The organism is Pseudoalteromonas sp. MMG005 (genome assembly GCF_018101015.1).
GTDB classification, from domain to species: domain Bacteria; phylum Pseudomonadota; class Gammaproteobacteria; order Enterobacterales; family Alteromonadaceae; genus Pseudoalteromonas; species Pseudoalteromonas aurantia.
In genome coordinates this window covers 118719-144952 of the sequence record NZ_JAGJEK010000018.1, presented here as the reverse complement: position 1 = coordinate 144952, position 26234 = coordinate 118719, and the positions used below count along the sequence as shown (strand labels likewise).

At 39.7% G+C, this 26234-nt stretch carries 20 protein-coding genes; 4 read left to right on the top strand and 16 right to left on the bottom strand.

What is annotated here, in order from left to right:
- Window positions 1–344: 344 nt before the first annotated feature.
- From J8M01_RS15435 to J8M01_RS15420, 4 genes are all read right to left on the bottom strand, one after another.
- Complete coding sequence (locus J8M01_RS15435) at window positions 345–3236, bottom strand: Ig-like domain-containing protein (RefSeq protein ID WP_211058593.1); 2892 nt, start codon at window positions 3234–3236, stop codon at window positions 345–347.
- A 142-nt stretch (window positions 3237–3378) separates the two neighbouring features.
- The gene (locus tag J8M01_RS15430; RefSeq protein WP_211058592.1) at window positions 3379–3681 is read right to left on the bottom strand and encodes a YkgJ family cysteine cluster protein; all 303 of its coding nucleotides are present in this window, start codon (window positions 3679–3681) and stop codon (window positions 3379–3381) included.
- Between the two features lie 132 nt (window positions 3682–3813).
- The gene (locus J8M01_RS15425) at window positions 3814–4239 is read right to left on the bottom strand and encodes a VOC family protein (protein ID WP_210994939.1); all 426 of its coding nucleotides are present in this window, start codon (window positions 4237–4239) and stop codon (window positions 3814–3816) included.
- Between the two features lie 346 nt (window positions 4240–4585).
- Window positions 4586–6412 (bottom strand): hypothetical protein, encoded by a 1827-nt coding sequence (locus J8M01_RS15420; RefSeq protein WP_211058591.1) that lies wholly within the window; start codon window positions 6410–6412, stop codon window positions 4586–4588.
- A 491-nt stretch (window positions 6413–6903) separates the two neighbouring features.
- Here J8M01_RS15420 and J8M01_RS15415 point away from each other — a divergent pair, with 491 nt between their 5' ends.
- The 3 genes from J8M01_RS15415 to J8M01_RS15405 all read left to right on the top strand — a co-directional run bounded on the left by J8M01_RS15415 (window position 6904) and on the right by J8M01_RS15405 (window position 10860).
- Window positions 6904–8682 (top strand): GGDEF domain-containing phosphodiesterase, encoded by a 1779-nt coding sequence (locus J8M01_RS15415; protein WP_211058590.1) that lies wholly within the window; start codon window positions 6904–6906, stop codon window positions 8680–8682.
- A 36-nt stretch (window positions 8683–8718) separates the two neighbouring features.
- On the top strand, window positions 8719–9726 hold the full coding sequence (locus J8M01_RS15410; protein ID WP_211058589.1) for a GGDEF domain-containing protein: 1008 nt from the start codon (window positions 8719–8721) through the stop codon (window positions 9724–9726).
- Window positions 9727–9828: 102 nt separating this feature from the next.
- Window positions 9829–10860, top strand: a complete 1032-nt coding sequence (locus J8M01_RS15405; protein WP_211058588.1) for a tetratricopeptide repeat protein — start codon at window positions 9829–9831, stop codon at window positions 10858–10860.
- A 51-nt stretch (window positions 10861–10911) separates the two neighbouring features.
- Here the strand turns inward: J8M01_RS15405 and J8M01_RS15400 are convergent, their stop codons facing one another.
- A complete protein-coding gene (locus J8M01_RS15400; RefSeq protein WP_211058587.1) occupies window positions 10912–11436 on the bottom strand; it encodes an RNA methyltransferase in 525 nt (174 codons plus the stop codon).
- Window positions 11437–11586: 150 nt separating this feature from the next.
- Here J8M01_RS15400 and J8M01_RS15395 point away from each other — a divergent pair, with 150 nt between their 5' ends.
- On the top strand, window positions 11587–12132 hold the full coding sequence (locus tag J8M01_RS15395; protein WP_247671159.1) for a DUF4240 domain-containing protein: 546 nt from the start codon (window positions 11587–11589) through the stop codon (window positions 12130–12132).
- A gap of 41 nt (window positions 12133–12173) precedes the next feature.
- On the opposite strand, the gene J8M01_RS15390 is transcribed toward J8M01_RS15395, so the two are convergent.
- From J8M01_RS15390 to J8M01_RS15340, 11 genes are all read right to left on the bottom strand, one after another.
- Window positions 12174–12515 (bottom strand): hypothetical protein, encoded by a 342-nt coding sequence (locus J8M01_RS15390; protein WP_211058586.1) that lies wholly within the window; start codon window positions 12513–12515, stop codon window positions 12174–12176.
- Between the two features lie 109 nt (window positions 12516–12624).
- Window positions 12625–13737 carry an aspartate-semialdehyde dehydrogenase gene (gene asd / locus J8M01_RS15385; RefSeq protein WP_211058585.1) on the bottom strand — a complete coding sequence of 371 codons (1113 nt, stop codon included), beginning with the start codon at window positions 13735–13737 and terminating at the stop codon, window positions 12625–12627.
- Window positions 13738–14312: 575 nt separating this feature from the next.
- Window positions 14313–16997, bottom strand: a complete 2685-nt coding sequence (locus J8M01_RS15380; RefSeq protein ID WP_211058584.1) for a TonB-dependent receptor — start codon at window positions 16995–16997, stop codon at window positions 14313–14315.
- 77 nt (window positions 16998–17074) lie between these two features.
- Window positions 17075–18769, bottom strand: coding sequence for a hypothetical protein (locus J8M01_RS15375; protein ID WP_211058583.1), 1695 nt, complete (start codon window positions 18767–18769; stop codon window positions 17075–17077).
- A 281-nt stretch (window positions 18770–19050) separates the two neighbouring features.
- Complete coding sequence (locus tag J8M01_RS15370; RefSeq protein WP_247671166.1) at window positions 19051–20319, bottom strand: hypothetical protein; 1269 nt, start codon at window positions 20317–20319, stop codon at window positions 19051–19053.
- Between the two features lie 60 nt (window positions 20320–20379).
- The gene (locus J8M01_RS15365) at window positions 20380–20985 is read right to left on the bottom strand and encodes an energy transducer TonB (RefSeq protein WP_211048928.1); all 606 of its coding nucleotides are present in this window, start codon (window positions 20983–20985) and stop codon (window positions 20380–20382) included.
- Between the two features lie 2 nt (window positions 20986–20987).
- Complete coding sequence (locus tag J8M01_RS15360; RefSeq protein ID WP_192509289.1) at window positions 20988–21398, bottom strand: biopolymer transporter ExbD; 411 nt, start codon at window positions 21396–21398, stop codon at window positions 20988–20990.
- A gap of 23 nt (window positions 21399–21421) precedes the next feature.
- Window positions 21422–21949, bottom strand: a complete 528-nt coding sequence (locus J8M01_RS15355) for a MotA/TolQ/ExbB proton channel family protein (RefSeq protein ID WP_210994927.1) — start codon at window positions 21947–21949, stop codon at window positions 21422–21424.
- A gap of 2 nt (window positions 21950–21951) precedes the next feature.
- Window positions 21952–23319 (bottom strand): MotA/TolQ/ExbB proton channel family protein, encoded by a 1368-nt coding sequence (locus tag J8M01_RS15350; protein WP_211058581.1) that lies wholly within the window; start codon window positions 23317–23319, stop codon window positions 21952–21954.
- 9 nt (window positions 23320–23328) lie between these two features.
- On the bottom strand, window positions 23329–24081 hold the full coding sequence (locus J8M01_RS15345; protein WP_210994925.1) for a DUF3450 domain-containing protein: 753 nt from the start codon (window positions 24079–24081) through the stop codon (window positions 23329–23331).
- Window positions 24082–24296: 215 nt separating this feature from the next.
- On the bottom strand, window positions 24297–26186 hold the full coding sequence (locus J8M01_RS15340) for a methyl-accepting chemotaxis protein (RefSeq protein WP_210994924.1): 1890 nt from the start codon (window positions 26184–26186) through the stop codon (window positions 24297–24299).
- Window positions 26187–26234 lie beyond the last annotated feature (48 nt).

The following is a 26234-nucleotide window of genomic DNA, read 5'->3' as shown; positions in this document are numbered from 1 at the left end:
ATATTGTTGTAAGGGGTCGTTCATTTCTAGATTTAATGATGAAGTGATATTTTAGAATTGATTGCTCTGAAGCCCCTATTAACTAGGGACTTCGCCTAGACTAACGCTAAAATCATCACAAATCAAATTACGTTTGCTTTTAGACAAAACCCGCTCATTATACGTTTAGAATTAGATCACAATCGTTCACTTTAAAACGTGCTTAATATGGATTTAAATAACGTTTAAAGTTTCCCTACGGCAACCACACAATTAAAGACACTCACTGCTTTAGTTATGTACAGCAACTAAAGAGAAGCTGGAGTTTGCTTTAAACCAAGTCCCTGTTAAATGTCAGTTAACCGCTAACAAACACTCCGCATATTCTTCCTCTGCACAAAGCCCTTTACACAACTCATCAACATCAAAAATACAAGATACATCGGGCTAATATTACCGCTGCTTTTACTATCAGTCACAATGGTTGAGTCGTTAACAACCACTGTGACTGATGCCACTGTAGAATTTGATATTGAATCAGACACTGAATAGCCAAAGATAATAGATGCAGGTGAATTAACGTTCGGTGTAAGTGAAACTTCACCCGTATTGGCGTCTAATTTAAACCCCGCTATTTGCTCTACTGAATCTACATGGTAGGTGATAATATCGCCATCAGGATCACTACCCTTAAGCTTTATGGTAATTGGCTTATTGCGCTCTGCAACATGTGATAAAGCAGCGGCTTGTGGGGCCGTGTTTGTTAGCGTAATATCTATGTTTTTTACAGTGGAATTAGCTCTACCGTCATTGCCTCGGTATTGAATACTTTCAACGGTTTTATAACTCGTTGGTGCATAACGTAAAGTATTGGTATTTTCATTGGCCCATGATAACTGCCCTACTTGAGGGCTATTGATGAATGTGTAAATGATTTTATCACCATCTTCATCTGTTAGTGGTAACGAGAATTCAATGGGGTTACGCCAATGAGTTAATAATGCAATATCACTAAGTTGCGGAGGTTTATTGTATACATCAATATTTACGATACCTCGTGCGGCCTCCCATTCCCCTTTTAAAATACTATAACTTAGGGTTTCTCGACCGAGAATATCAGGAGTGTACTCAAACGTGCTTGACTCACCTTCAACTGTCGAAAGTTCACCCAACCGCGAAGACGATGTCCATACATACCGCTTATTTTGCTCGGTATTTGGCAATTCAACTACTAATGATTTATTTGCGTGCACCCGTAAGTTAATATCTGCAATTGCTGCAATGTCTATTTTGTTACTCGCAACTTCAAATATAGATGGCTTTGATCCTGACGTTACAACCAATTTTTTGTCGTCGATAATACGACTATTAACAAATGCGGTGTTGGCGATCCCCTCTATTTCCCAATCAATTTTTTTGTTTAACGTATCAAATTGACCAAATCGATTTTTACAAGAATATATCAGTTTATTAAGTCCACTTTTTTCTAACCCAACTGCCGTATCATTGTCACAAAAACGCGCGATAACTATCGGATCTATTGATACATTTATTACCTTTAATTCACCAGCTTTAGTTAAAGCGTAAACTCCCGTTTCTTCGAAATATGCAGCTGTGGATAAATCAACATATGCACCGTTACCTAACTCAATGAAGTCTTCTCCATATTCGTAATACAACGTAGACTCTTTAAATTGAATATACATTCCATGTTTTAGGTGGTTGTCTATTGCTCTCTCATAAGCGAACTTTTTAAGTGGGTTGTTCACATCTACAGGCAGCGATTTAGTGATTAGGACGTCTCTGCTGTTATTGTCGTAAAGACGACTGATCTGTAATCTATATTCATTAAGTTCAACGTTGAAGAACTCGATATCCTCTTGTTTGCCGTCAAGATCAATATCAACCCTGTGATCAAACCTTTTATTTAACTCATATGTACCAGAACCAAAGTCTTGCTTAGTTAAGGTTTGCCCTTGTGATATTTCTATTACTGTTTTTTGTTCTATATCGCGTAAGCCACCCGACATCGCACTTTCGACAGAGTACCTGCCGTAGCATGTTAACCCTACTTGTGTCGCTGTGTATTTGATGACTGAATTAAGGTAAGAATTTTGACATCGATTATCATGTATCGGCATTTGTATCTTAGTCGGATCTTCGGCATCAATACTTTTATGTACAAAGTTATCTTCAAATTCAGTGCGACCAACTAAATCTAGCGTACCATCAAAATTTACATCACCGTAATGAATAACGATATGTTGAATGTAATATGCTTGATTAGAACGACTAAACTCACGGCACAAAGGCGTCGATGGTGATAACTGTACCGGATCAATACAGTATGATGGGCTGTAGTGGTGCCTCAGGGGCCCTGTTTTAGATTCTGTCCACGTTGCTACGAATGCGTTATCTCCAGCAACCACAGGTGAAATAAAACGCTTACCGCTGTAACTTCTTAGTTTTGACTCACTTTTAACTTCAATTATGTCGAACTTTCTGATTGTTTCCAGCTCTACAACTCTTTGCTCAGCTACAACAACTTCGTCTAAGTCGTCATTATTTAGATCTTGAGCATGTACAAATTGCATATCAGTGAACAAACCAGGACTTACATTAAAAACTCGCGTAATTTTATCATTCTCTTCTTCGTATATATCACCATTTGCAAAAAGCAGCTGTGTTGAATTCGCTTTGGTAAAGCTACCAGAGATCATATCACCTCCTATATCACCATGACTTACTATCGTTATACTCGGCAATATAGAAACCTCGTACAGCGTATTTAGCGAGCTGATGAATAGTTTTGAGCCATCCCAAGTAGTTAATGAAAGCAGCGGTTCCTGCGATATCAGTTCTGAAAATAAAAGTTGCTTGGTTATTACGTCGATGATTAATAGCTGACCAGAATTCGTTACAACCGCAACAAGTGAGTTACTTGTTTCTGGGTGTTGTAATACGACATGGCTAACAACACTGCCATTTAATAGAATGCGCTCAGCTACTTGATATTCATTGCCATTCTCTTTTAAAAAAGAAACAAAATCGAAGCCATCATTCGTGTCTATTATAGTGATCTCATTAATAGAGTCTGAGTAATGTTCTGTATATATGAAATCTTTCACGATACCAATCCCTGACAATTTAAAAATTGGCACTGGATCACCCGAGTTTGCATAAGTATTTTGAATAAAAGTTTGCAGTATAAAGACCATTACTGCCATTAACTTGAAATAAACTAATTTCGCCTGCATCGTAGCATTCCTTTATGTCAGAGTATTAATTAGGAACATACTATGATACGACTATACACTCAACAAAACCTTTTACAGGGTCTCCTTATTAAGTATTAATTAACTTGAATAGTTTGAAATTACTTTCAAGCACTACGACATATCAATTTGACGGCTCCATAAACTCCGCTCTTTCATCTTTGCACTCATACGATCCCATTTCAAATTCACGGCAGATCCAGGGGCGATTCTCATAAATAGTACACATAAACGTTTCTCTGTCGAGTGCCGAACACCAACCGTCCGCTAAGCGCTTCATAGTTTCTGCGCCCCACTTATCAATACTTAGGTGCTGCGCAGGTACGCCTGTGTCGCTAATAACCATCACTTCTAATCGACAACAGCATGCTTTACATGTTGCGCAAGTAAGTTCAGGTTCTGGAATATTCTTAACCGATATAGACATAACTATCTACGTTGACTGCGAGGTAGGCATTGTACGTCAATTTCAAGGTTAAATATATTCTGAAGAGTGCATTTGTGTAGTGAAAACGTTATATGTCGAACGCTCTATTCTAAACTTTGAACTTCCAATGTGTTAGTCACGGGTCCTTAACATCATTGGGTGATCTTCATTAAGCTGCAGTAAATCCCATAAATTACCATATAAGTCTTCAAAAACCGCAACAGTGCCGTAATCTTGCTGTGCCGGAGGCCTAATAAATCGAATACCAATTGATACCATATGCTCATAGTCTCGCCAAAAATCATCCGTATTCAAAAACAGAAATACCCTACCACCAGCTTGGTCGCCAATAAATGCTTTCTGCCTCGGTTTAGATGCTTTAGCCAATAGTAGTGCTGTACCTGTTGAGTTTGGTGGCGCAACAACGACCCAGCGCTTATTTTGTTCCGCTTGATATGTGTCTTCGATTAGATCAAACTTCAGCTTGTTAACATAAAACTCAATTGCTTCATCGTAATCATCCACGACGAGTGCTATGTGCATAATATTTTGTTTCAAGATTCACCCTATTTAACTCGTTCATTATTCTCATGGTTTTCTTACTTGCGTGGGTTTTCCCCCATACATCGACCATAATATACATTGTTTTTAATAATAGCTTACCCATTTTTCGACAAAAGCCTTCCCTGAATTTAAATTAGCTAGAGCCGTCTTTGGCATTCTGACATATACCAAAACGCATTAAAAAAGCCGCTACCTTCTACGAGCGGCTTATAATTTTTATTTGTGAACTTAACACAAATAGTTATACAGTAACCCTTAAAAACAACGGATTGTAGTTATCTATAGCAGTCACTAATAAAAGCTATCAGGGTCGGTGTAGCCAATGCTCTCGGAGGATAAGCTATTTATCACTCAAGCAAGTACTGTTTGGCAACGCTGATGATTTCCTCCAAACCCCCCACTCATCAGCGCTATACGCCTTGCTAGGTGACATCCCACCTACAACATACCAAGCGTTTGTATATTCAAAACAGTCAATACCATCGATTACAATATTACCGGGGTCGTTGTAGAGCTTACTTGCATCCCAATAGCCATCTTTAACCGGTGGTGGAGGAGTATGCGGACCACTCTCAAACGTACATGCCCCCGAATCATTGATAGTAAATGTTATTTGAGCGCTCAGAGAAACGTAAGTTTCGTCTGTTGATGCCTTTAGTGCTTGTAGTGCGGTGTTTGCCTGAGCAGTACAATCAGCTACACCATCGCTGGTTTTTAATTGCGTGAAAGCGCCATTAATATCAACAGCAACTCTGTTTTTTGCTAACACGAACTCATTTACATCGGCTTGCCCAGCTTCATTGCTGGTCACTACCAAACTAGTACCTGAATACTCGTTATATAAATAAAACTGTTTTTTGCCAAGTTCATCGTATGGGCCTCCCTCACCAAGCTCATAAATGGGCAAATTAACAATTATTTGTTCTAGCACTTTACCAAAGTCAGTACGATATGAAATAACCCCATTGCTACTGAGTGTATCAAAGCTCTGCTGAGCCGCAGCTTTTGCTTTCGCGGTTATAGCAGCAGAATAAAACCCATATGCTTCTAGAACATCCAAGTAGTTACTCACATCAGACCAACTTAAGTCGGTATCATAACTTGTCGCAGAGTGCTTAGCCGCAAGTGTTAGGGTATTTGTCACATCTGGAATTTGTCTGATATAACGTGCGCCAAAGTCATTTTGCTTTTGAAAGCACGTCCAATCATCTTCAAGGTCCTCTGCAATACCGACACAATGGTCAAATATTTCTTGAGTGCGCAGTACTTGGTCTTTTGCGGCATAAGGACCACGATTGTACATAAAAGACATTAGCATAGATAAAGCATCAGCATCTTTTGACTGTTGAATGAACAAGTGCATAGAGTCTTGCGACGAGTCCGAGCCCTGATTCCATGGTAAAGAGCCACTTACAATCGCTAATGCAGAGCCATTATAAAAACCACTGCTTATGGAAGAGCCGAGTATATTGCGTGCAGGTCCCGTGTGTGAACTTAGTACCGTTTGTGGTTCTAAGTCTTTATAAGGTAATGGAAAACCACCGCCCACTACACCCTGTAATTCTGCCCATGCGCTACCAGGATATTCAATTTGTAGTACCCCATCATCCTCATCCACCCCAGCAGGTAAATCCTTGCCTAAGGAACTTTCTTGCAAACCTTTTGATACAAAGTAATTGGGATTCATCTGTCTGTCAAAATAGTCTCCGAAACGCTCACCCGTTGCAAACGGCTTTGTTAAATCGAATGTACCACTTGCTCCCTTTCTTAAGCCATATTGCATTTGTACTCGACTTGACGCACTCGCGTGGGCAAAAGCCAATGCCCACAATTTGTGCTCTATCATTGTTGCTGAAGAAGGTTTATCTTTTATTGATAAGTTAATTATTGTGCCAAACTCCCCCTTCCAATCAATGCTATAAAATTGACCAGGCTTATTACACCCCTCACGATCAATATCGTAACCTCCGTCGGGCGTATCAATGATCTCGCAGTGGTAATTAACCGTCACTTTATCTGCTAATGATATTGTATAATCTACCGCATTCGCTTGTTGTGGTAGCAATTGTTGATACTGCTCATTACTTATTGTTTTTACCGCAAATGCGTTTGTACATAGGCCCAGCAAGATACAGGCACTTAAGTGCTTTTTATTAAAAATATCCATTTTTTTCCTCTACATATTGTTTTAAATAAAACTCAGCCCACCAAGACAGCGCTGTCATTAACGAACTGCTAACATACAAATACCTCTTTTGAAAAAAGACCATTTGCATACAATATACTTTAGTGTAGTTTTCGGAACTAACAAATATATTTTTAACTAATTTGCAAAAATGCAGTAAAGGCATACTTAATGTTACGTCCGTTTATTTTTATCTACATAATAAAGCTAATACTCTAGTTTAAAGAAACACTGAGAAGACTCTAAATTTGTAAGCTGATGGCCTTCAATAGATTAGTGACTTGTGCGAAGCAAAGAATTAAAGCAGTTTTATTAATACACCAACACTAAGTTGTTTAACAATAGAGTTAAAGCTCCATTTAAAATTATGAATATTAATATCAATAAGTTAGCTTTATTGGGTACTGGCTTTTCTTGTTATCATCCAATACTTTAGCTAGTGTTAAGCTGTTCAAATTCAGTATTGGTACTCTATGCATAAATGCGTCCCTTTTAATAAGTATTTTTACTTCATCGGTTTTGTGTGTTTTATTTTTTATGCCGCTTTTCATATTCTTAGAGGCAATCCAATCATTGCCTCTATTTCAATTATTAATGTGATCGCGATTACCTTTATTCTTGTTAAGTATAAAAATAACCAATTGCAACATATACACAATGATCTATTCATCGCGCTACTCTCCTTATCTGTGATTGCGGCATGTTATGAACTGGGCAGCCGTGGCATCATTTATATATTCCCTGTGGTGGCGGGATATATTTATTACTACAAGGCAAAAGCTGCCATCATCGTCAGTACAGTACTGTGTACATTTGCGTTAATTGCTTCTTTAAAACATCTCGATTACGAAACTGCAATAAGAACACTGGTGCCCATTATGATTACCGTGGTGATCAGTTTTTTATATGCAAAGAAAGTCGAATATCATCAAACGCAACTTAGACACATTGCCAAAAGTGATCATTTAACGGGGTTATACAACCGCCGAAAGCTCATATCCTGGCTAAAAGAAAAAGAGGCGCGCATCAGTCGCAACAACCATTTGCTATTTTTATGCCTTGGCGTTGACAACTTTAAACATATTAACGATCAATATGGCCACTCTTTTGGCGATTATTTATTACAAGAGATTGCCAGTAAAATTGAAGAGCAGATCAACCCTCTCAGAGCAGGTGATAAAGATATAGTCTTGTCTCGCGTTGCTGGAGACGAATTTATCGTCGGCATTTATGGAGTCATACCTTACACACTTATTAAATCAATTAGTCCTAAATTGTTAAACTGCGTAAATAATATTGATTGTATACAGGGGGTTTCGCTGAGCGTAGATGCTTGTGTTGGCCTAACAACTCGTTCGAGCGCATTTTCATATGAGCAGGTTATTAAAGAAGTACATATCGCCATGTATGAAGCAAAGAAAGCATCAAAGAATCAAACCCGCTTTTACTCTTCTAAGCTTGCAAAAGCAGTACAAGAAAAGCTTCACGTTGTTGAGCTATTAAAAAATGCACTGCTAAAAGACGAGTTTTACTTAGTATTCATGCCGGTTTATGGACCAACAGGCAGTAATATTACAGGGGCGGAAGCGCTGATCCGCACGCATAACGATGCACTTTCAAGTTACACGCCCGACATTTACATTCCCATTGCGGAAGAGCATGGGCTAATTCATCAGTTGGATGAAATGGTGATTAGAAAAGCTTTCAAAACACTAAAACAAAGTGTCTTGAATCATACCGACACATTTTCGTTAGCCATTAACATTTCGTCTCAACAACTAAAAAATAAACACTTTGCAACCATGGCTCACAAAATGGCGCTTGAGGAAGGAGTTGATCCACGACAAATTGAGTTTGAGTTAACCGAAACGGCACTCGTTGATTTTGATCAAACGTCAATCGATATTATTAAGCAAACCAAAGCGTATGGGTTTAGTGTCGCGCTCGATGATTTCGGTACCGGTTATACCGCCTTCAGTCAACTGCGCAACTTTCCTGTAGATACATTAAAAATAGACCGTTCATTTACCTCAAACATAGATAACTCAGGTATTGATCAAGGTAAGATGGTCGATGTAATTTTATCACTCGCTCATTTATACAATTTGAATGTCGTCGCTGAGGGGGTTGAAAACAGTCAGCAACTCGACTATCTAAAGCATCGACAGTGCGATTCATATCAAGGTTATTACTTATCTAAACCCATAAGTTGGTCCACCATGATTGAGCTAATCGAAGAGAAACGCCAATGACCTTATCTTCTCAAAACGTTTGGTGTTAGTGCTGATATGAATACAAAATTACAATTCGGTATTGACCAATTATTTAAACAGCAACCTGTTTTGGTGAATCGTTACCCGCGCTACGCCGCTGCAGTTGTTTTTATAACGGCGTTACTGCTGTGTTATTTCCCAATTAAATATGCGCTTAACGCACAATGGATGTTAGCCATATCTGTCGTTATCATCATTTCAGTGCTATTGATCACCGGTGTACGACTGCTAAAAAAACCATTAAACGTGTTTAATAGTGTGCTCATAGGTGTGGTAGAAGGAATGATGCTAATGTACTTAGCATCAAGTTCCCCTCTGGCCGCTGCAATCTGGTTACCGGCATTTTTAGTCGCTCTTTTCTTGTTGTTTCCTTTCAAAGTAGCATGTGGTTTTGCATTTTTTTATTGGCTTACCCTGTCAACATCATTTATATCGCAACTAGACTTCGAAATTGCATTACGCAGTACGTTATCATCGTGCATTGTGATGATGCTCACTGCAGTTATCGTCAAAATATACAATGATGCAATTGGCACTGCTGAAGGGCTCGCAACAACTGATGTATTAACCGGTGCACTAAATAGGCGCACGATGCTCAATGTGTTGCATAAAGAGCACGAGCGGGTCGCGAGGTATGGGCAAACATGCTGTCTTGTGATGATTGATCTAGATAATTTCAAAATGCTTAATGATACTTATGGCCACTCCTCGGGAGATGAGTTGCTTATACGGTTTGTAAAATTAATGCATGAATCGATACGCAAGAATGATACGTTGTTTAGACTAGGGGGCGATGAATTTATGCTTGTACTGCCCTGCTTACAAATAGCAGATGCTTATGCCTTTGTATCCAGATTACAAAAAATAGTACCACAGGTCGTTAACTACAAAACTGTAGAGCTAGGAATGAGTTTTGGTGTATGCGAAATGAGTGAAAGCGATACAATCAATGAGTTAATTCACAACGCCGATATTGCCCTTTATCAAAATAAATTGTCTCGTAAAGCAAACACTCAACTATAATTACGAGTGCATCAATGTTAACTAACCACAAAATAAGCCACACTAAACAGTACAAAAATAAGTGATATAAGTAACATAACTAAACATAGAGGTTATTGACTGATGGTCCTAAGAGCATTCTTTATTATCGTCTTTTTACTCACTATGTTTGTCAATGCAAGTCAAAGTGATATCGATTCTCTACTCGATGAGGCAGAAGACTATTTGGTAGTTAAGCCATCTCGCACACTTACATTACTCAATCAGGTTAATAATTTAGCGGCATACACTGATAACACTCAAATTCGTTGGCATTTATTGAAACTACGCGCATCTGTTTCCACAAACCGTTTAGTAGAAATGGACAGCTCGATAGAACAATTACAAAGCTACCAACATTCGGCTTATTTTAAAGACAATTTAGTCACTATTTTTAGTGCCATTGGTATTTGGTTTAGAAGATCTGGTTTTCCCCAATATGCGAATGCAAGTTTGAGTTGTGCTTTGACATACGCTAAGAACCCTAAACAACGTTTAGCGCTAATTAATAGTAAAGCTTTAGTTGCGCGCCATTTAAAAAAATATATCCGTGCCGAATCACTTTACGAGCAAGCTACTTCGATTGCCACTAAACACAATAATAAAATCAAACTCGCAACAATTGCTAATAATTTAGGCGTAATCGCATTAGACAAAAAAGAGTATGAACGAGCCGAGCATTACTTTAGACGCGCGTTAAAGGGGCACCAAAATAATGACAATCGCGCTGGTAATGTTACTGCTGGACTTAATTTGTTGTTTTTGTTTACTCTCCAAAATCAAGAGGTCAACTATCAACGTTTATATGAACCAATTGCCGCGTTAACAAATGCTTTTCCCAATAAAGCAAAACAAGCTTTACTATTTTGGATACGTACAATGCATCACGCCAAAGGCCAGCCTGTAACAGATAACCGGCTTAAAGTACGCCTCGAGAATGAATTTTCAATGTTAGAAAGTCGCAGAGTAAAACAATTAGTTAAATTCTATTTCGCAGAGAAATTAGCTGTTGAGGTTAGCCTAACACCAACCCCAAAACCACGTAAAATCAATCTCAGCTTAATTACTAATATGTCACATTGTGATTGGAAAAGCGCATTACAAAACGATAAGTAAATTTAGGCTTGCATGCTACTTTTTTAATTGCTCATGCATCGCCCAGAAAATTCATCGGGCAATTAGCTCTGACAATACAATATTGTTGTTATTGTCTCGGCTACCACGGATGATCTCATCATTATTAAACGTCACACCAGACTTAAGTAAGCGGTCATACAATACAACATTTACGGTTGCAGCCAGATTCATACAACCTTGTGTTGGCACGTAAATCACATCTTGGCACATCTTCAATGACTCTTTTGCTAAGGAGCCATCTTCTGGTCCGAACATATAAAAAGCACTTTTAGGGTGAGTGTACTCCGTTAATGGTTTTGCACCTTCAATAAGCTCAATTGCGACAGGGGTTGCCCCTAGCGGGATCATCGACTCCAATGTATCTGCACCAATTAATGGAATATTCTGATAAACCTTTTTAGTATCAGTGGCAAATTTACGTGCATTATCAAAACGTTTACCGGTATAAAATACAGAGTTCACCCCATAACAACCTGCCGCTCTCATTACCGCGCCAACATTACTCGGACTTTTTGGGTTGGTTAACCCTATACATGTAAACCCATTATCGAACATAAACGCCTCTATATACTTCGGTTTCTATTTTAAATTTAGCCGTGAACTTAACGCAAGAGGTCCTCCCACATCAAAGTATGTGCAAATTTACACTAGTTTCCCCAACAAATCGATAATTATAGGTTTATCAATAAGGTCCTTGTCTATGCTATGATCTTCGTATCAGAGATATACGATGTACATATAGCAATGAACTTAGACCTGTTTTGGCAAACCATTACCATTGATGTTGAAATTGAAGATAAAAATAGCCACCTCAAATCACTATTAGAGAGTCTCTCAAGTGACGATATTGAAGCGTTTGATACCCACTATAATACGCAACTCAGACGGTTATGGCATTGGGATATTTGGGGCGCAGCATTCGTAACCTGTGGGTGCAATACAGAATATGACTTTTTAGACTTTTGCAATTGGCTACTCACACAGGGTAAGGAAACGGTAGATAATATAATATCGGATCCAGACTCGCTTATTAGCGTTGAAAATATCCCGCTAAAAGACGCACTCCCTTATCCCTATTGTGATGAGTTAGATTTAGTCTCAGGATTATTATACGAGGAAAGAAACGGCAATGAGTTACCGTACCACAATGTCGTTAATTTTGCGCCTCAGGGAAAAAAGTTCAAAAGTAAACCTAAACTACTTAAAGAGCAATACCCTAAGCTATATACAAAATTTTGGCATAAAAAATAAGAATGGCGCCGTTCGGCGCCAACAGCAAGTCTTTATACCCGCTAGTATTTTGTGATAGCGAGTAACGCATTACCACTTTCACCGTCATGGCATCTACTATCAGAACCATCACGATTTTCAATTACTAGTGTATATTTAGTTTGATTTTCTACGTTTTCACGTATAGCTTCCAATACTGGGCCCAGTAAATAGGAGTGCTCTGGGTATATAATCACTGGCTCGTTTTCGAAATTCCCCAAATTTCTGTTATATTTAACTTCGAATGTATTATTCCCCTTCGAAAACACAGCTTTAACATAACCTGAACACGTAAATACTGCAGCCTGTGACTGAGCTGCAAAAATTAGCGCACTTGCAGCGATCGCTTTAATATATCCTTTCATCTCATTTCCTTAGTGTAATTTAGATTGGTGTAACTTTATAACGCCAATCTAAATTAAATCAGGAACATTAAGTTTTTAATGTATAAAAATTACAAACTAATTACAGCACTTAATTAGCCAGTATTATCCGTAACATTCGACGTAAAGGTTCAGCAGCACCCCATAATAATTGGTCACCGACAGTAAATGCACTAATATACTTAGGGCCCATTGTCAATTTACGAATACGCCCAATAGGGACACTTAAAGTGCCCGTTACATTCACTGGGGTAAGTTCCTCTGCACTGGCATCTCTTTCGTTAGGGATAACTTTAACCCATTCATTGTGGCCTTCTAGGATCTCTTCAATTCGCTCTACGCTGATATCATCTCGCAACTTTATTGTTAATGCTTGTGAATGACACCGCATTGCACCAATACGTACACATAAACCGTCAATCGGTATTGGAGAACAGCTTGAGCCAAGTATTTTATTTGCTTCAACTTGCGCCTTCCATTCTTCTTTTGATTGTCCACTAGGCATAGGCACATCAATCCAAGGGATCAAACTTCCTGCTAATGGCACCCCAAACTGATCTCTAGGTAAATCATCTGACTTAATTTTATTGGCAACCAGCTTATCAATTTCTAAAATAGCAGACGAAGGGTTAGATAAGTGATGTGCAACTGACCCATGTATTTCACCCATTTGAGTGATCAGCTCTTTCATATTTCGAGCCCCCGCACCAGATGCTGCTTGATACGTCATTGGGCTTACCCACTCAATTAAATCCTGTTCAAATAAGCCACCTAAAGCAATAAGCATCAGTGAGACGGTACAATTACCACCAACAAACGTTTTAACGCCTTGTTCTAGCCCTTGCTCTATAACATCTTTGTTGACTGGGTCTAATACAATAATGCTGTCGTTATCCATGCGCAGAGCGGATGCTGCATCAATCCAATACCCTTGCCACCCCGTTTCACGCAATGTTGGATACACAGATTTAGTGTAATCGCCTCCTTGACAAGAAATAACAATATCCATCTTAGATAAAGCACTAACATCGGTTGCATCTAGCAGTGGTTTAGCTTCACCTGCAAAATTCGGCCCCAACTCTCCAGATTGAGATGTGGTAAAGAAATGCGCATTGATCTTGCTGAAGTCGTCCTCAGCTTGCATTCTATCCATCAATACTGAGCCAACCATGCCACGCCAACCAACGAATCCTACTTTATTCATATTTATTTTACCTTTATATAAGTTATTTAGAGTCATTGCGTGAGTCTAGACGTCTAAAAGTAACAAATAACTTAACCGACTACTAGCGTTTCTTTAATGAGTAAAAGTTATTACATATTCTGTAAATGAACTGCCAATGATTTACCAACTTTTACTTCGCTCATGCTTTCTAACGCAACAAAGAAAAATCAGGTTAACAATTGAAATTTATACTAATAAAGTTGGAATAGACAATAAGCAAAAGCGGGAAATAAAAAACCCCGCAAAGCGGGGTTTGGATACAACATGTAAAGGTTGTCCCAATCAAGCGCCAGTAGCGCTAAAAAAGAACTCGGTTCTGACAACCTGGTATTAATTATTATTATATCCGGGTCGATTTGTTCACCTCTGGTTACAAAGGTCACAATGTCATTAAGCTTATGAACTTAATGTTTATTTTTATGTGGCGTACTATACAAAATAACTTGAAGAGAGTCTATTGAAATTATCACTTTTATATAAAAAGATAGTGGTTTTTTATGAGAAACAAAAAAGGCCGAACACCTGTTCAGCCTTTTGCTTTTTTAGCAACTTAATTAAAATTCATAGCTATAACTTACACTCATAGCTGTACCTGATTCTTTCTGACGAACAGCGTAACCAGATTGTGTTACTTCTTGGTCTTCACCCAGTAAGTTTTTCACTTTAAATTTAACTTTAGAGTTAAAATCTGGGTACCAGGTATACACTAAATCTAACGAGTGAAATGGTTTCTCAAATGCATCTTCTCTACCACCAATGCCTGATGCTAGGATCCGCTCACCAAATACGTTATATACCAAAGAACCACTGTGCATTCCGTCCACAGAGTCATAGTTCAATTGCATATTAACCACGTACTTAGAATGACCGGTCATTCTTTTAGTCGGGTTGGTCAAATTGCCTGCTAGAGCTGGATTAATCGACACTTCAGAATCACTCAGTGTAATGTTACCCGCGGTAAACAAACCACTGGTTACATTTGATAAATCATACATCCATTCAGCTTCAATACCGTACACTTCACCAGTGTCCCCATTTACAAACGTTGCGGTATAATCTTCATCACCCACTTTTAAAATGGTTTCAATTGGTGCAGTAATATCTTTGTAAAATGCAGCAACAGAGAAGTTATCTCCGTTATCCATATAATACTCAAATCGCGCATCATAGTTCTTTAAATCACTGCTTTTTAAGCCAGCAACACCGAACGTTTTAATATCGGTCAGCGGATCGAAATAGGCAACGGCAACTAATTCACGCAAATCTGGACGGACAACAGTTTCACCATAGCCAAATCTCACTTGATAATTATTGTCAGCTAGGTAAGTAAGTGACAATGCGCTAAAAAAGTCATCATCATTGACTGTGCCAGCTTCAATTTTTGCAGCATCATAAAAAATGCCTTGTGTAATTCTATCAAAAATCAAACTAGACGTACCGATCGACACTTGCTTGAAATCTTCGTAACGAATACCGCCACTTACGCGCCAAGTATTGTCAAAAAACACGTCGAACTCAGCATATCCAGCATCTATTTTTTGCGCTGCAATATAATCATCGGCACTTGGCGCCGTTGGCTCATTGAAACTTAAGAAAAAGTCATTATTACCAACAAATTCATCCGTTACATACCCAGTAAGCCCAAGCACACCATTATCAGAATTGACCGGAATAGAAATGCCCGTCTCATTATTAATAACAAAACTCGATGTATTGTATACCCGCGCTCTGTCAGTAAAATCGTACCCTGTTTTTAAGGTGACTTCCGCTTTACCAAATGTAAGCGGTAATGTCACATTGCCACTGTACGACTTTACATAATCTTCCATATCAGTAAAGTTATAAGTGACTCGGTTATCATCTCCGGTGACAATCGACCCTTCATATTGACCAGCTTCATTGTAGCTATCAATAAATTTATAATCGATGTTGGTCGGGATATCTGTCTCTGCCGTCGACTCAGTATACTGCCAGTCAAAGCCGATCCCCCCCAAGTCAAGGAACGTATGTTGACCAATTACTTGGTCAATATCAAGTGTACGTTCTTCATAATTGAACTTATGTTGACGCTGTGCTTCACCGGTGCCAAATATCGTTCTAACGGTACTGCCGTTTGGACTCTCAAGTACTGAGATTTCAAGCTCATCCTCATTATCTTCAAGGTATATTTTTGAGTATGTAACACTGTGTTGTTCGAGTTTATAGCCAATATTGAACACACCATTAATGCGTTCATTCTCAGTGGTCACTTTCGAATTTTTCACAGTGACATAACAAGAGTTACTGGCATCTTCGGCACTCACTAAGGTTGTGCTACAACCTTCTTGCAATGATTCGTCAACCACGGCCGTGTTTCGGTCGCTATAATGCCAATCTTTGTCATAAGAACCAGCCAACATTGCACCAATTGTGCCACCGAAATACGGCTCTTCAAAACTATCACCAATATTTGCTTTAAAATCATAATTTGGCGATAACGACTCTTCTTTTACCGTGATATCTCTGGGTAACGATAGTAGCAACGCTTTGTTGACTAAACCGGCTTGGTCAGCACGTGTCAGAGACTCACTGCCTGTTAATGCGTCTTTATCGACTATTCCTGCTAAACTGAAATCACCTCTATATCTTACAACGCCTTGTTTTAAAGCTTCAGGAATTCCGCCATCACTACGGTTGTAAGTAAATCCATCTGTTGCATTTGAATTTTGACCAACGCCAACTTCAAACCCAGCCGTAAATTCACTCGGTACTGACTTTGTTCGAATATCGATGTTACCGCCACCAAACGCTGCTGGCATGGATGGTGAATAAGCTTTTTGTACCGCTAAGCTTTCGATGATACTCGCAGGGAAGATATCTAAAGGTACAACATTTCGTGTCAAATCAGGGCTTGGTACCGAAGCGCCATTTAGTCGAGCACTTGAATATCGCTCTCCTAAACCACGCACATATACAAATTTGCCGTCGACCAAAGTTAACCCTGTCACTCGCCTCAAAGCAGACGCGACGTCACTGTCACCTGTTCGCGATAGCTGCTCTGCCCCCATAATATCGGCAACAAATGCTTGATTTTTACGCTCTTCAATTACCGCTGCTGCACTGCCTTGCAAACGTGTTCCAACAGCAACAACTTCTTCAATTGTTTGCTCTTCTGCCGCAAGTATTGGCATTGAAACGCCCACCATCAGTGTGGTACTAACAGCTAAGGCTATTTTTTTAAGTTTCATGTGTTTATTCATTTTCATTCCTGCCAAAAATCATAAAAAAGGCGCAACCACTGCGCCTACTTTTTTGATAACAACCTAAATCGATATGATTAGTCGTTGTTAGCAGCTGTTACTGCTTTTTGAACCCACTTGTACCACTCGCTCGATGTGTCAGCATTTGAAACAGCACCAATGTAGTTAACTGATGTAAAAAAGCTGTCATTTAATGAGCTCAAATCATTTGCTGCAATCGTAATGGCTGTTGATGTTGAGTTAGTTGAAAAGCCATCTGCAGCAAGTACATCTTGCGCACCATCTAACACTAAGCTAGAACCTGCATTTTTAAACCACTCTTCTTTATCTTCGCCATTTGGAAGTGGCTCTGAACCTGATTTAAAGTTTGTGGTACACGCTAAAACAGAGTTGTGGAAATTAAGTGTATCAGCTTCTGCATTTGCAGCTGCATCCGAATCTTTAAATTCAATACATTTTGTATCTTGACCACCTTGCGCGGCTGCTGATTTCACAAACAACGCGTTGTAATATTGCCCCTGAATAGCGTCATCAAATTTTGCGGCCTGAGAACCTCGATTATCCCGGATAGAATTACCATCGGTCGTTACCACTGTAACATTTGCAATCATTGGGTTTGATGCTGGTACTTCACTATAATCAGTGCCTTTGTTTTTCTCACCATCTGTTTCAAAACCATTGTTACCCATGTAGCCTTCAGAGCCTGCGGGAATTAACGCTGGGTTACCATCAGAATCTTGATACGTAACATCTTTTTTAGTTTTTATAGTACCATGCTGTACGTAGATAAACTGTGCTTTACCTTTCCAACCTGCATCAATGTCAATTGCATCATCTTGTGTATCCGTCACAACGATGTTTTTAATCGTCGAAGCACCGCCAAAGAATTCAATACCATCATCGAAACCTTGGTGAATGTGAAGATACTCAAAGCTTGAGCCTGACCCCACAGCATTTAATGTTAATGAATTTAAATCATCTCCAGGGCCGCCATCACGAGGACCTGAACCCGCATACCAAATATTCGCGTATTTAATATGACCACTGCCATCTGCATTATCAGAACCACCAAAGTGACTCACAATACCTTCAGCGTTAGCATTACAAGTATTTTCAGCTCGTTCGACATTTGTACACTGATTTGTTAAGCCTTTACCATTGATGATGATACCGCCCCAGTCAGCAAACTGCGGACCAATATTCGCTAAATCAAACGCTTCGATTGTATTTGCTGAAGTAAATGAAATTGGCTTGTCAGCGGTGCCGATTGCATCAATTTTTGCACCACGTGCGATACGGATGATAGCTTCACCTGATGTGAACGCAAGCGTCGCACCGGCTTCTACTTTTAAAGTAGGGCCATTCTCTGGTACTGAACAACCCGTTGTAGTATTACAGTTCTCACCAATTAAAAGAGCACCTTTGAATACGTGAGCGCCATCATTCTCTAAATCTGCAAATGTAATATCAGATGCTATCTCTAAGTTTTTACCCGCGAAATCTGTACCGTATACACAATGAGGAGCTTGGAATGTACCTTGAACTTCCGTGCCAGAAACTGTTCTAGATGTACATGGGTTACTCGGTGTTACAGGGTCAGTTGGAGTAGTTGGTGTTCCGCCTGTATCTGTACCAGTGTTATTTGTTGTGTTATTTGAATTATTAACACTTGTGTCATTAACGGTCGGTGTTACTTCTATATCACCACCACAACCAGTTAATGCCATCGCTGCTACAATCGCCGAAACTTTGAAAAGGTTTTGTAATTCCATTGCTAACTCCAATATGAGATATAAACTTATTATTTATGTGTTTTAATTTGTTGAGGGGTAAATTAGAATACTTTCATGACAAATAGGTTACAAAAACAACCTGTCATCAAAAGTTAACAAAAGAATTCTTAATTTATTTAAAATTAAAAAATCAAATAATGGCTTTGGTTAATGATACGTAAACACAGAATTAATAATGTATTTTAATTTGATCTAACAACGGAATATAAAAGAAATAAAAAAAGCCGCCCTAGAGCAGCTTTGGTGTTGCGATTATATTTTTACAGTAAAGTTTGCCTTAATGTTTCAGCATGAATTTTTTCTTTTTTCACATATTTTATCCACTGCTTTGCAAGCCTTGCCGATTTTTTGTGCTTTTCTGCTTGTTCAAAAGCTAATATAGAAGCGTCAAAATTCGTAAGATTATATTGCGCCATGCCTAAAGCAACATACGCATTCGCTTCGAATGTTAGCTCCCCTTTATTTAAAGCACTACGTGCAGCATCAGCAGCTTCATCAAACATTTCTAAATTAATGTAAACTTCGGCCAAGCGTTGATCAAAATTACCGTGCTGTGTTTGACTGCTTGCTTGCTCAAAAAACGGGATGGCTTTTTCATCTTCCCTTGCTTGAATAAAGGCTTCTGCGATAAATGCATTATTTTTAGCATTATTTTCGACAACCTCAGTGGCTAAGCCTCGTTTTAATACTTGCGCGGCTTTATATGACAAACCATTAAACATATATACTTGCGCCAATTGCATATGTTCAGAGCGTGATTTGACAAATCCTTGCTGGTCAGCAGCTTCAAACAATGCTAGTTGTTTTTTCTCTTCACCAACTTCTCCGTACATGCCTGATAGCTGAATCCAATATGCAGGCTTATTATATAATCGAACCATTTTTTCCAGCACACTTACAACTTCTTTTGATTCACTCATTGAATAATGCAGTGCGCGTTTTAGTACTAACCAGTTTTCTTTTGGTATATCACCTTTATTTTCTGAAAGTGATATAACTGTATCAATATAACTGAGCGCTTTAGCGTACTCCTTCAACTGATAATGTACTTGACCTCTGAGTATATAATAAGACTCAGGCACAGGTTTATTATTAATTTCATCCCATGCATCGAGGTACTTACTCACTTTATTATAATCAGAGTTTGCCATTGCCAGCTGTGCTAGGCTAAACGTTGTAGATAACCTAAGTGATTCTGGTATTCCTTCCTCAGAAACTACTGACTCAAATGCAGCAATGGCTTTATCTAGTTCATTTTCATTATAATAAATGAACCCATAAAAGTTATACATCATTGCAATCTCATAAGAGTTCATACTTGATGCGCGCTCTTTAATACCATCAAGTGCCTCAAGTCCGGCTTGGACATCACCATCGTCGGCAAGCTTTTGGGCACGGGCTAATTGGCTATATACTTTTTCTCTTAAAGCTGGAACCCGTTTGGTTTTTGTTTCAGCAAACGCTGTTCCTACATCAGTCATTGGGGTCAATGATAATATTACTGGTCCCACAGTCCCAGTCACAAACATGGCACCGTACAGTGCTAATAATTTAATTTTATTCATAATCGCATCCTCGGTCCGCAACAATTAACCGTTTATTTGGAATGATATTTTGTTTTGCACACCCGCAACTTCAACAGCCTCGCCATTAACAACTCGAGGCTTATATTTGAACTTTAGTGCGGCATCAAGTGCTGCGCGGTCAAAAATAGACTCTGGTTCTGCATTGATGACTTTAGGCGCTCGAACCGTGCCATTTTTAGTTACTATAAACTCTACAATCACATACCCTTCAATACCCCGAGACAAAGCGCGACGAGGATAAACTGGCGCAACTTTAACAATCGGTAAATATTCGCCATCGCTCGATTCGAGTGCAAGCCCGCCGGCCAGATTTACATCAGCCTCTACATTTGCACTGAAATCAAAGTCAGCACCTGCAGCATCGAGGTTATTACTTTGCATTTGGGGCGCATCCATTGGCGGCGGCGGCTCTTTTGGCGTAGGTGGTTTTTGTGGTTTACGCTCTTTCTTTTGTACCGTTTCTTCTTTTTTCAAACGCACAAAATCAAGTACATTTCCTTTAACAGGCTCTGTCATTGCCCCTTCTCCGCCTTGGATAAGCGCCTGCATACCCAAGAACAAGAAGAAAGTAACAACACCTGCAATCACAAGTGCTATTAAGTAACGCATAGTTATGATTCCTGTGCAGCAATTGATACATCAAAGGCACCAGCGGCACGAGATGCATCCATGACTTTGATCAGCATTTCAGTCGTGGCCTTTTTATCGGCTTGAATAACCACACTACCCTGGGGGTTTTCAGCTTTTAAACGCTCAATGTTGGCTTGAACTGCGCGGACATCAATTTGTCGTTTATTAATCCAAATCTCACCGGTATCGGAAATTGCAACTAAAATATTCGCACGCTGCTTTTTAACCGCAGTCGCCGCTTCTGGGCGATTTACATCGATGCCTGCTTCTTTGACGAATGATGCTGTAACGATGAAAAATATCAACATGATAAATACAACATCTAACATTGGGGTCATGTTAATTTCTTCTGCTTCTTCTTCTTGAAACACTTTTGCTAATGGGGCTCTCATATTTTTCTCCTATACTTGACCACTTAATGGTCAAGTAACATTTTATCTTCTAGTAACTCAACTTCGCGTTTTGCTTTGCGCTGTAAATATGTCGATGCAAAAACACCTGATAATGCGCCTACCATGCCAGCCATAGTGGGGATCGTTGCTTTAGACACACCCGATGCCATTGAGCGAGCACTACCACTGCCCGTTATAGCCATCACATCAAACACTTCTATCATGCCGGTAACCGTACCTAATAAACCTAAAAGCGGACACAATGCGACCATTACGTTGATATAAGATAAATTTGCATTTAACTGAATGCCAACCCGTGAAATCTGAGCTTGGCGTATTTGCTCTGCATTCCAGCTGTTGCGCTCAGCCCTGTTTTCCCAAAGTGATAAAACACTTCTTTTGTATGTGCGATACCGTCCAAATAGAAACATGAACCGCTCTAAAATTAGCAACCACATCGCAAAGATTATTAGACCGATGACCAAGAGAACTTGGCCACCTGTGTCTAAAAACTCTCGCAGCGTATTGATTGCTTCAATCAATAGCACCACGATTACGCTCCTTTTTCGCTACGCTCAGCAATGATCCCTGCACTTTGCTCTTGTAATATCAGTAGCAAGTTACGAGAACGGGTATTTAACAGCGTGTATAAGAATACCGTTGGAATAGCCACAACAAGACCTAGCACAGTAGTAACAAGTGCTTGTGAAATACCACCAGCCATTAATTTAGGGTCACCTGTACCAAATAAAGTAATTGCTTGGAAGGTATTAATCATGCCGGTCACCGTACCTAACAGGCCTAATAAAGGTGCTACAACCGATATAATCTTAATGAGCGTTAAATTACGTGTAATTTTTGGCATTTCTCGCAAAATAGCTTCGCTCAATTTTAACTCTAGGGTGTCATAAGCCACATTCGGGTATTGTTCTTTTACCTTCATAACACGACCTAATGGGTTGTCATCTCGTGCCACATCTTCTTTAAGTTGACGACGGATTTTTGCCCCCATAATCATCAAAGAGAAAAATCGCTCTAGTGCAATCAGCAGTGCAAGTACACCAACGCCAAGGATCACGTAACCAACCGCACCACCTTGATGAACCTGCTCTTGTGTATTGGGTGCTTGAACTAGCAAACCAAGTATAGAGCCACCTGTCGGGTCAAGCGCAAACTCAACCGTACCCGCCGTTGCTGATTGCAAGTCAGCAGCCGTTTCTGTGAATCGAGAAACAGGCTGACGCGTAAGCTCTGATGTTGTGTTTGTTACTGGGTTATATGTAAGGTATTTTCCATCAGCAATTAAGTTAAATGCACCAACTCTCAACACCTCTTTCGTCACCTTACTTCCACCAGCGACAATCACTTCACTGTTGTAGCGAGATACTTTACCTTGCTCTGTCATTTCCCGCTGCAATTCATACCACACCTTTTCGATGTCTTCGATAGATGCAAGGCGTGATGAAGAACCCATTTTTTTCGCCATTTCATCCATGAATGCGCTTCTACCTGAGATTTGTGCAGAAACCACAGAAGTCTGAAATTTGTTACTTGAATCACCTGCAACTTGCTGCAACACACCAAATAGCTCCTTTAAAGAGCCCATTCTCTTAGACAAGGTATCTGTTAAGTTTTGCAGCTTGATTTCATTTTCTTCAAATGATGTTTCTAATCGTTCTGAACGTGATAACTCTCCGTTACGCTTATTTGTAAGCGCATTTAGCATAGACACTTGTTGGTCTTGCTTGGCGCGAAAGTCTGCTTCGCGCGCTTTGTTTTGCGTTGTTTGAGCTACTTGCCCTTGTTCTAACGTTTTAAGTAGCGAATCTAAGTTCAACGCTTGATCTGCAAATGCGCTTGTTGATAGTGCCAGTGTTGCTGCCAAGATGGCTTTTTGGCTAAACTGCTTTAAAAATTTCATCTTGAACCTCTATTTAGACGCGTGAACAGGTAGGGTAAGCATATCAGGGGCTAGTTGCTTGCGAGCAATACGCAGCCCTTTGTTGATTTGACTAATCGCTGTATCATCAACCGCAACAAATTGCTGCGCTTTTTGATCCCAGCTGCCGGCATGAGAGCCATCTTTTGTCACATATAGTAGCTCTAATCGACCGATTCGTAAGAAGTCTACTTCTCGCTCTTGACCATTTACGTCTAGTAGACTGGTATAAGCTTCGATTGTTCGGCCGTAATCCACTTCAACTTGGTAAGCTTCAACAACACGGCGAAACTTTTCACTCGATGTCACATCAGCTCGTTCCATCATTTTTTTAAGTGTTTCAACGCGCTCCGCGCGCTCTTCAGATAAAAATGGCACATCAAGAGCGACAAATTGCTCAAGACCTGTGATCATTCTTAACATCAAAGGTGTAATTTGGCGCTCTATAACCGACACCTGATCCATAGAGGCATTAATTGCAACCATTTCACTCAGTTGGTTTTCGATTTGCTTATCAAGTTGTGCGTTATAAACTGTCAGCCCGTCAATCTCTTTATTAAGCGTCTTGAATTTTTGCAGACGAGATTGCATTGAGTCTGAAATAGAATCAATTTTTGTTTGAGTAGTTTGAGCTGAATCATTGATCACATTGCTCTTGTCTATGACTTTTTGTAAGTCATTCGCTTGAACGCTTGCTGTAGTTGCAAATACAGTTGCAAGTAGCAGGGGTTTCACGCACTTCATCGCATACACCTTAGTTTTCTAGTAATTAAGTTGCGAGCAGTCTAAAGTCGTTTAATGACAAACGTGTTGCGATAAAAATACAAAAAAATGACAGTTGTCATAATAGAGAAACCAACCCTTTCAGGTACAGCATTATTAAAGGAATCTGAACAGTGAGGACGTATTTATTTGGCAAAAAAACCAGCAAATAATTGCTGGTTCCTTAAATTTTTTGTTTATACTTTGAACTTCAATACCATTTCTTCAAGTTCATCAAACTGCTGTTGTAACTGTTTACATTCAGCCAAGGTACCATTTAAATTTTCTGCCCCTTGAACACTTAAGTCACTGATATGATGGATATCACTATCAAGTGATTGAATAACCGAATTTTGTTCAGCCGTCGCACTTGCAACGGCATGATTTACGCCATCAATGGACTCTATCGCATGGCTTACTTCCCCCATTTTATCACCCGCCGCTGTCGCTTGTAGCGCACTTTTAGCGGAGTCATCCAAGCTTGAATTCATCACGGCAACCGCTGATGCCGAGCCCTGTTGTAACTCAACAATGGTATTTTCGATTTCTTGGGTCGACTCTTGTGTTCTTTGAGCCAACTGCCTAACTTCGTCAGCAACGACAGCAAATCCTCTCCCGGCTTCTCCTGCTCTAGCAGCCTCTATTGCTGCATTGAGCGCTAGCAGGTTAGTCTGCTCACTCACACTCTTAATCACTTCAAGTACTTGGCCAATACTCGCTGAGTGTTTATCTAAACTATCGACTGTCGACTGCGCTTTTGACATTTTGTCACTGAGCGATGCTATTTCCGCGATGTTTGCATTGAGTGCTGTTTGGCTATCGTTACTCAGCTGGTTTGCCTCGCTGGCAAGTTCTGACGCATGGGTTGCGTTATTCGATATTTCAACGGCACTAGAAGACAGTTCGTTAATCGCCGTAGCAACATTGTCAGTACGTTTAGATTGATCGCCATACATATTTAATGTGGATTGGGTTTGGTCTACCAAACTTTTTACTGAGTCATCAAGTGACACTGTTGTATCACGCACCTGCACAATAGAGTTATGGATCTTGTCTATAAATAGATTAAAGTAATTAGACAGCTCACCAAACTCATCATCATTCTCTACAACCAGTCGGCGTGTTAAGTCGCCCTCACCCTGTGCAATGTCTTTTATCGCTTCATTAAGATTAACAACCGGCTTCATCAAGTATTTGAGTAACACTTGTAACATGACCACAATAACGACCACACCCAAGAGCATATAAATAGCCGCCATATTTCTAAATGACGACACTGAAGAGTAAGCAATCTCTTTGTTGATCACGACCCCCAAATACCAATCAACATTTTTGATTCCTTTCATTTCAATAAAAGAAACCAGTTTATCTTGGCCGTCAATCTCGAGCTCAATAAATGCTTCATTTAATGGCACGTTACTACCAAACAACTCTGCCATTGGCTTGTCGTTAAATGCAGGATCAGGGTGAGATAAAATACGCCCGTTATTATCTAGTAAGAAACCATAGCCAAACCCTAAAAAGTCAATTTCGGTAATAATCTCAGTGATCGTTGCCATGTCGATATCACCACCAGCAACACCTGCAAATGCGCTACCATCATACATGGGAACCACAGCTGAAATAGTTAATTCATTTGTTGTGACATCAATATACGGGTTAGTAAATGCTGTGCTGCGTTTTGACTGCGCTAATTTGTACCATGGCCGAGTTGTCGCGTCATAATCTGCTGGAAGCTGAATACTCGGATCATCTAACACAAATTTACCACTGGGCATTCCGACATACACATTTTTAAAGTCTCCTGCGACATCGGCCGTTTTCAAGCGCCTAAGAACCTGCTCTTCACTATCAGACTCTCGATGACCCAATGCGACAGACTCAACAACTTGTAATCGATCATTTAGCCAGTTGGCGATATTTTGGGAAACTGAATGAGATATTTCTTGAAGGACTGCGGTTAACTGAGTTTGCGTTTGTGTGCGCATCGACACAAAATTATTAACGGTAAACAATCCCAGTACAATGACAAGAACCAATGATGCTGCGATTGTGACTTTACTTGTGAACTTAAACGATTTGAACATCCTGAGCCTATTCTTTTGTATTTATTGCAGGGACTACTATCAACTGTA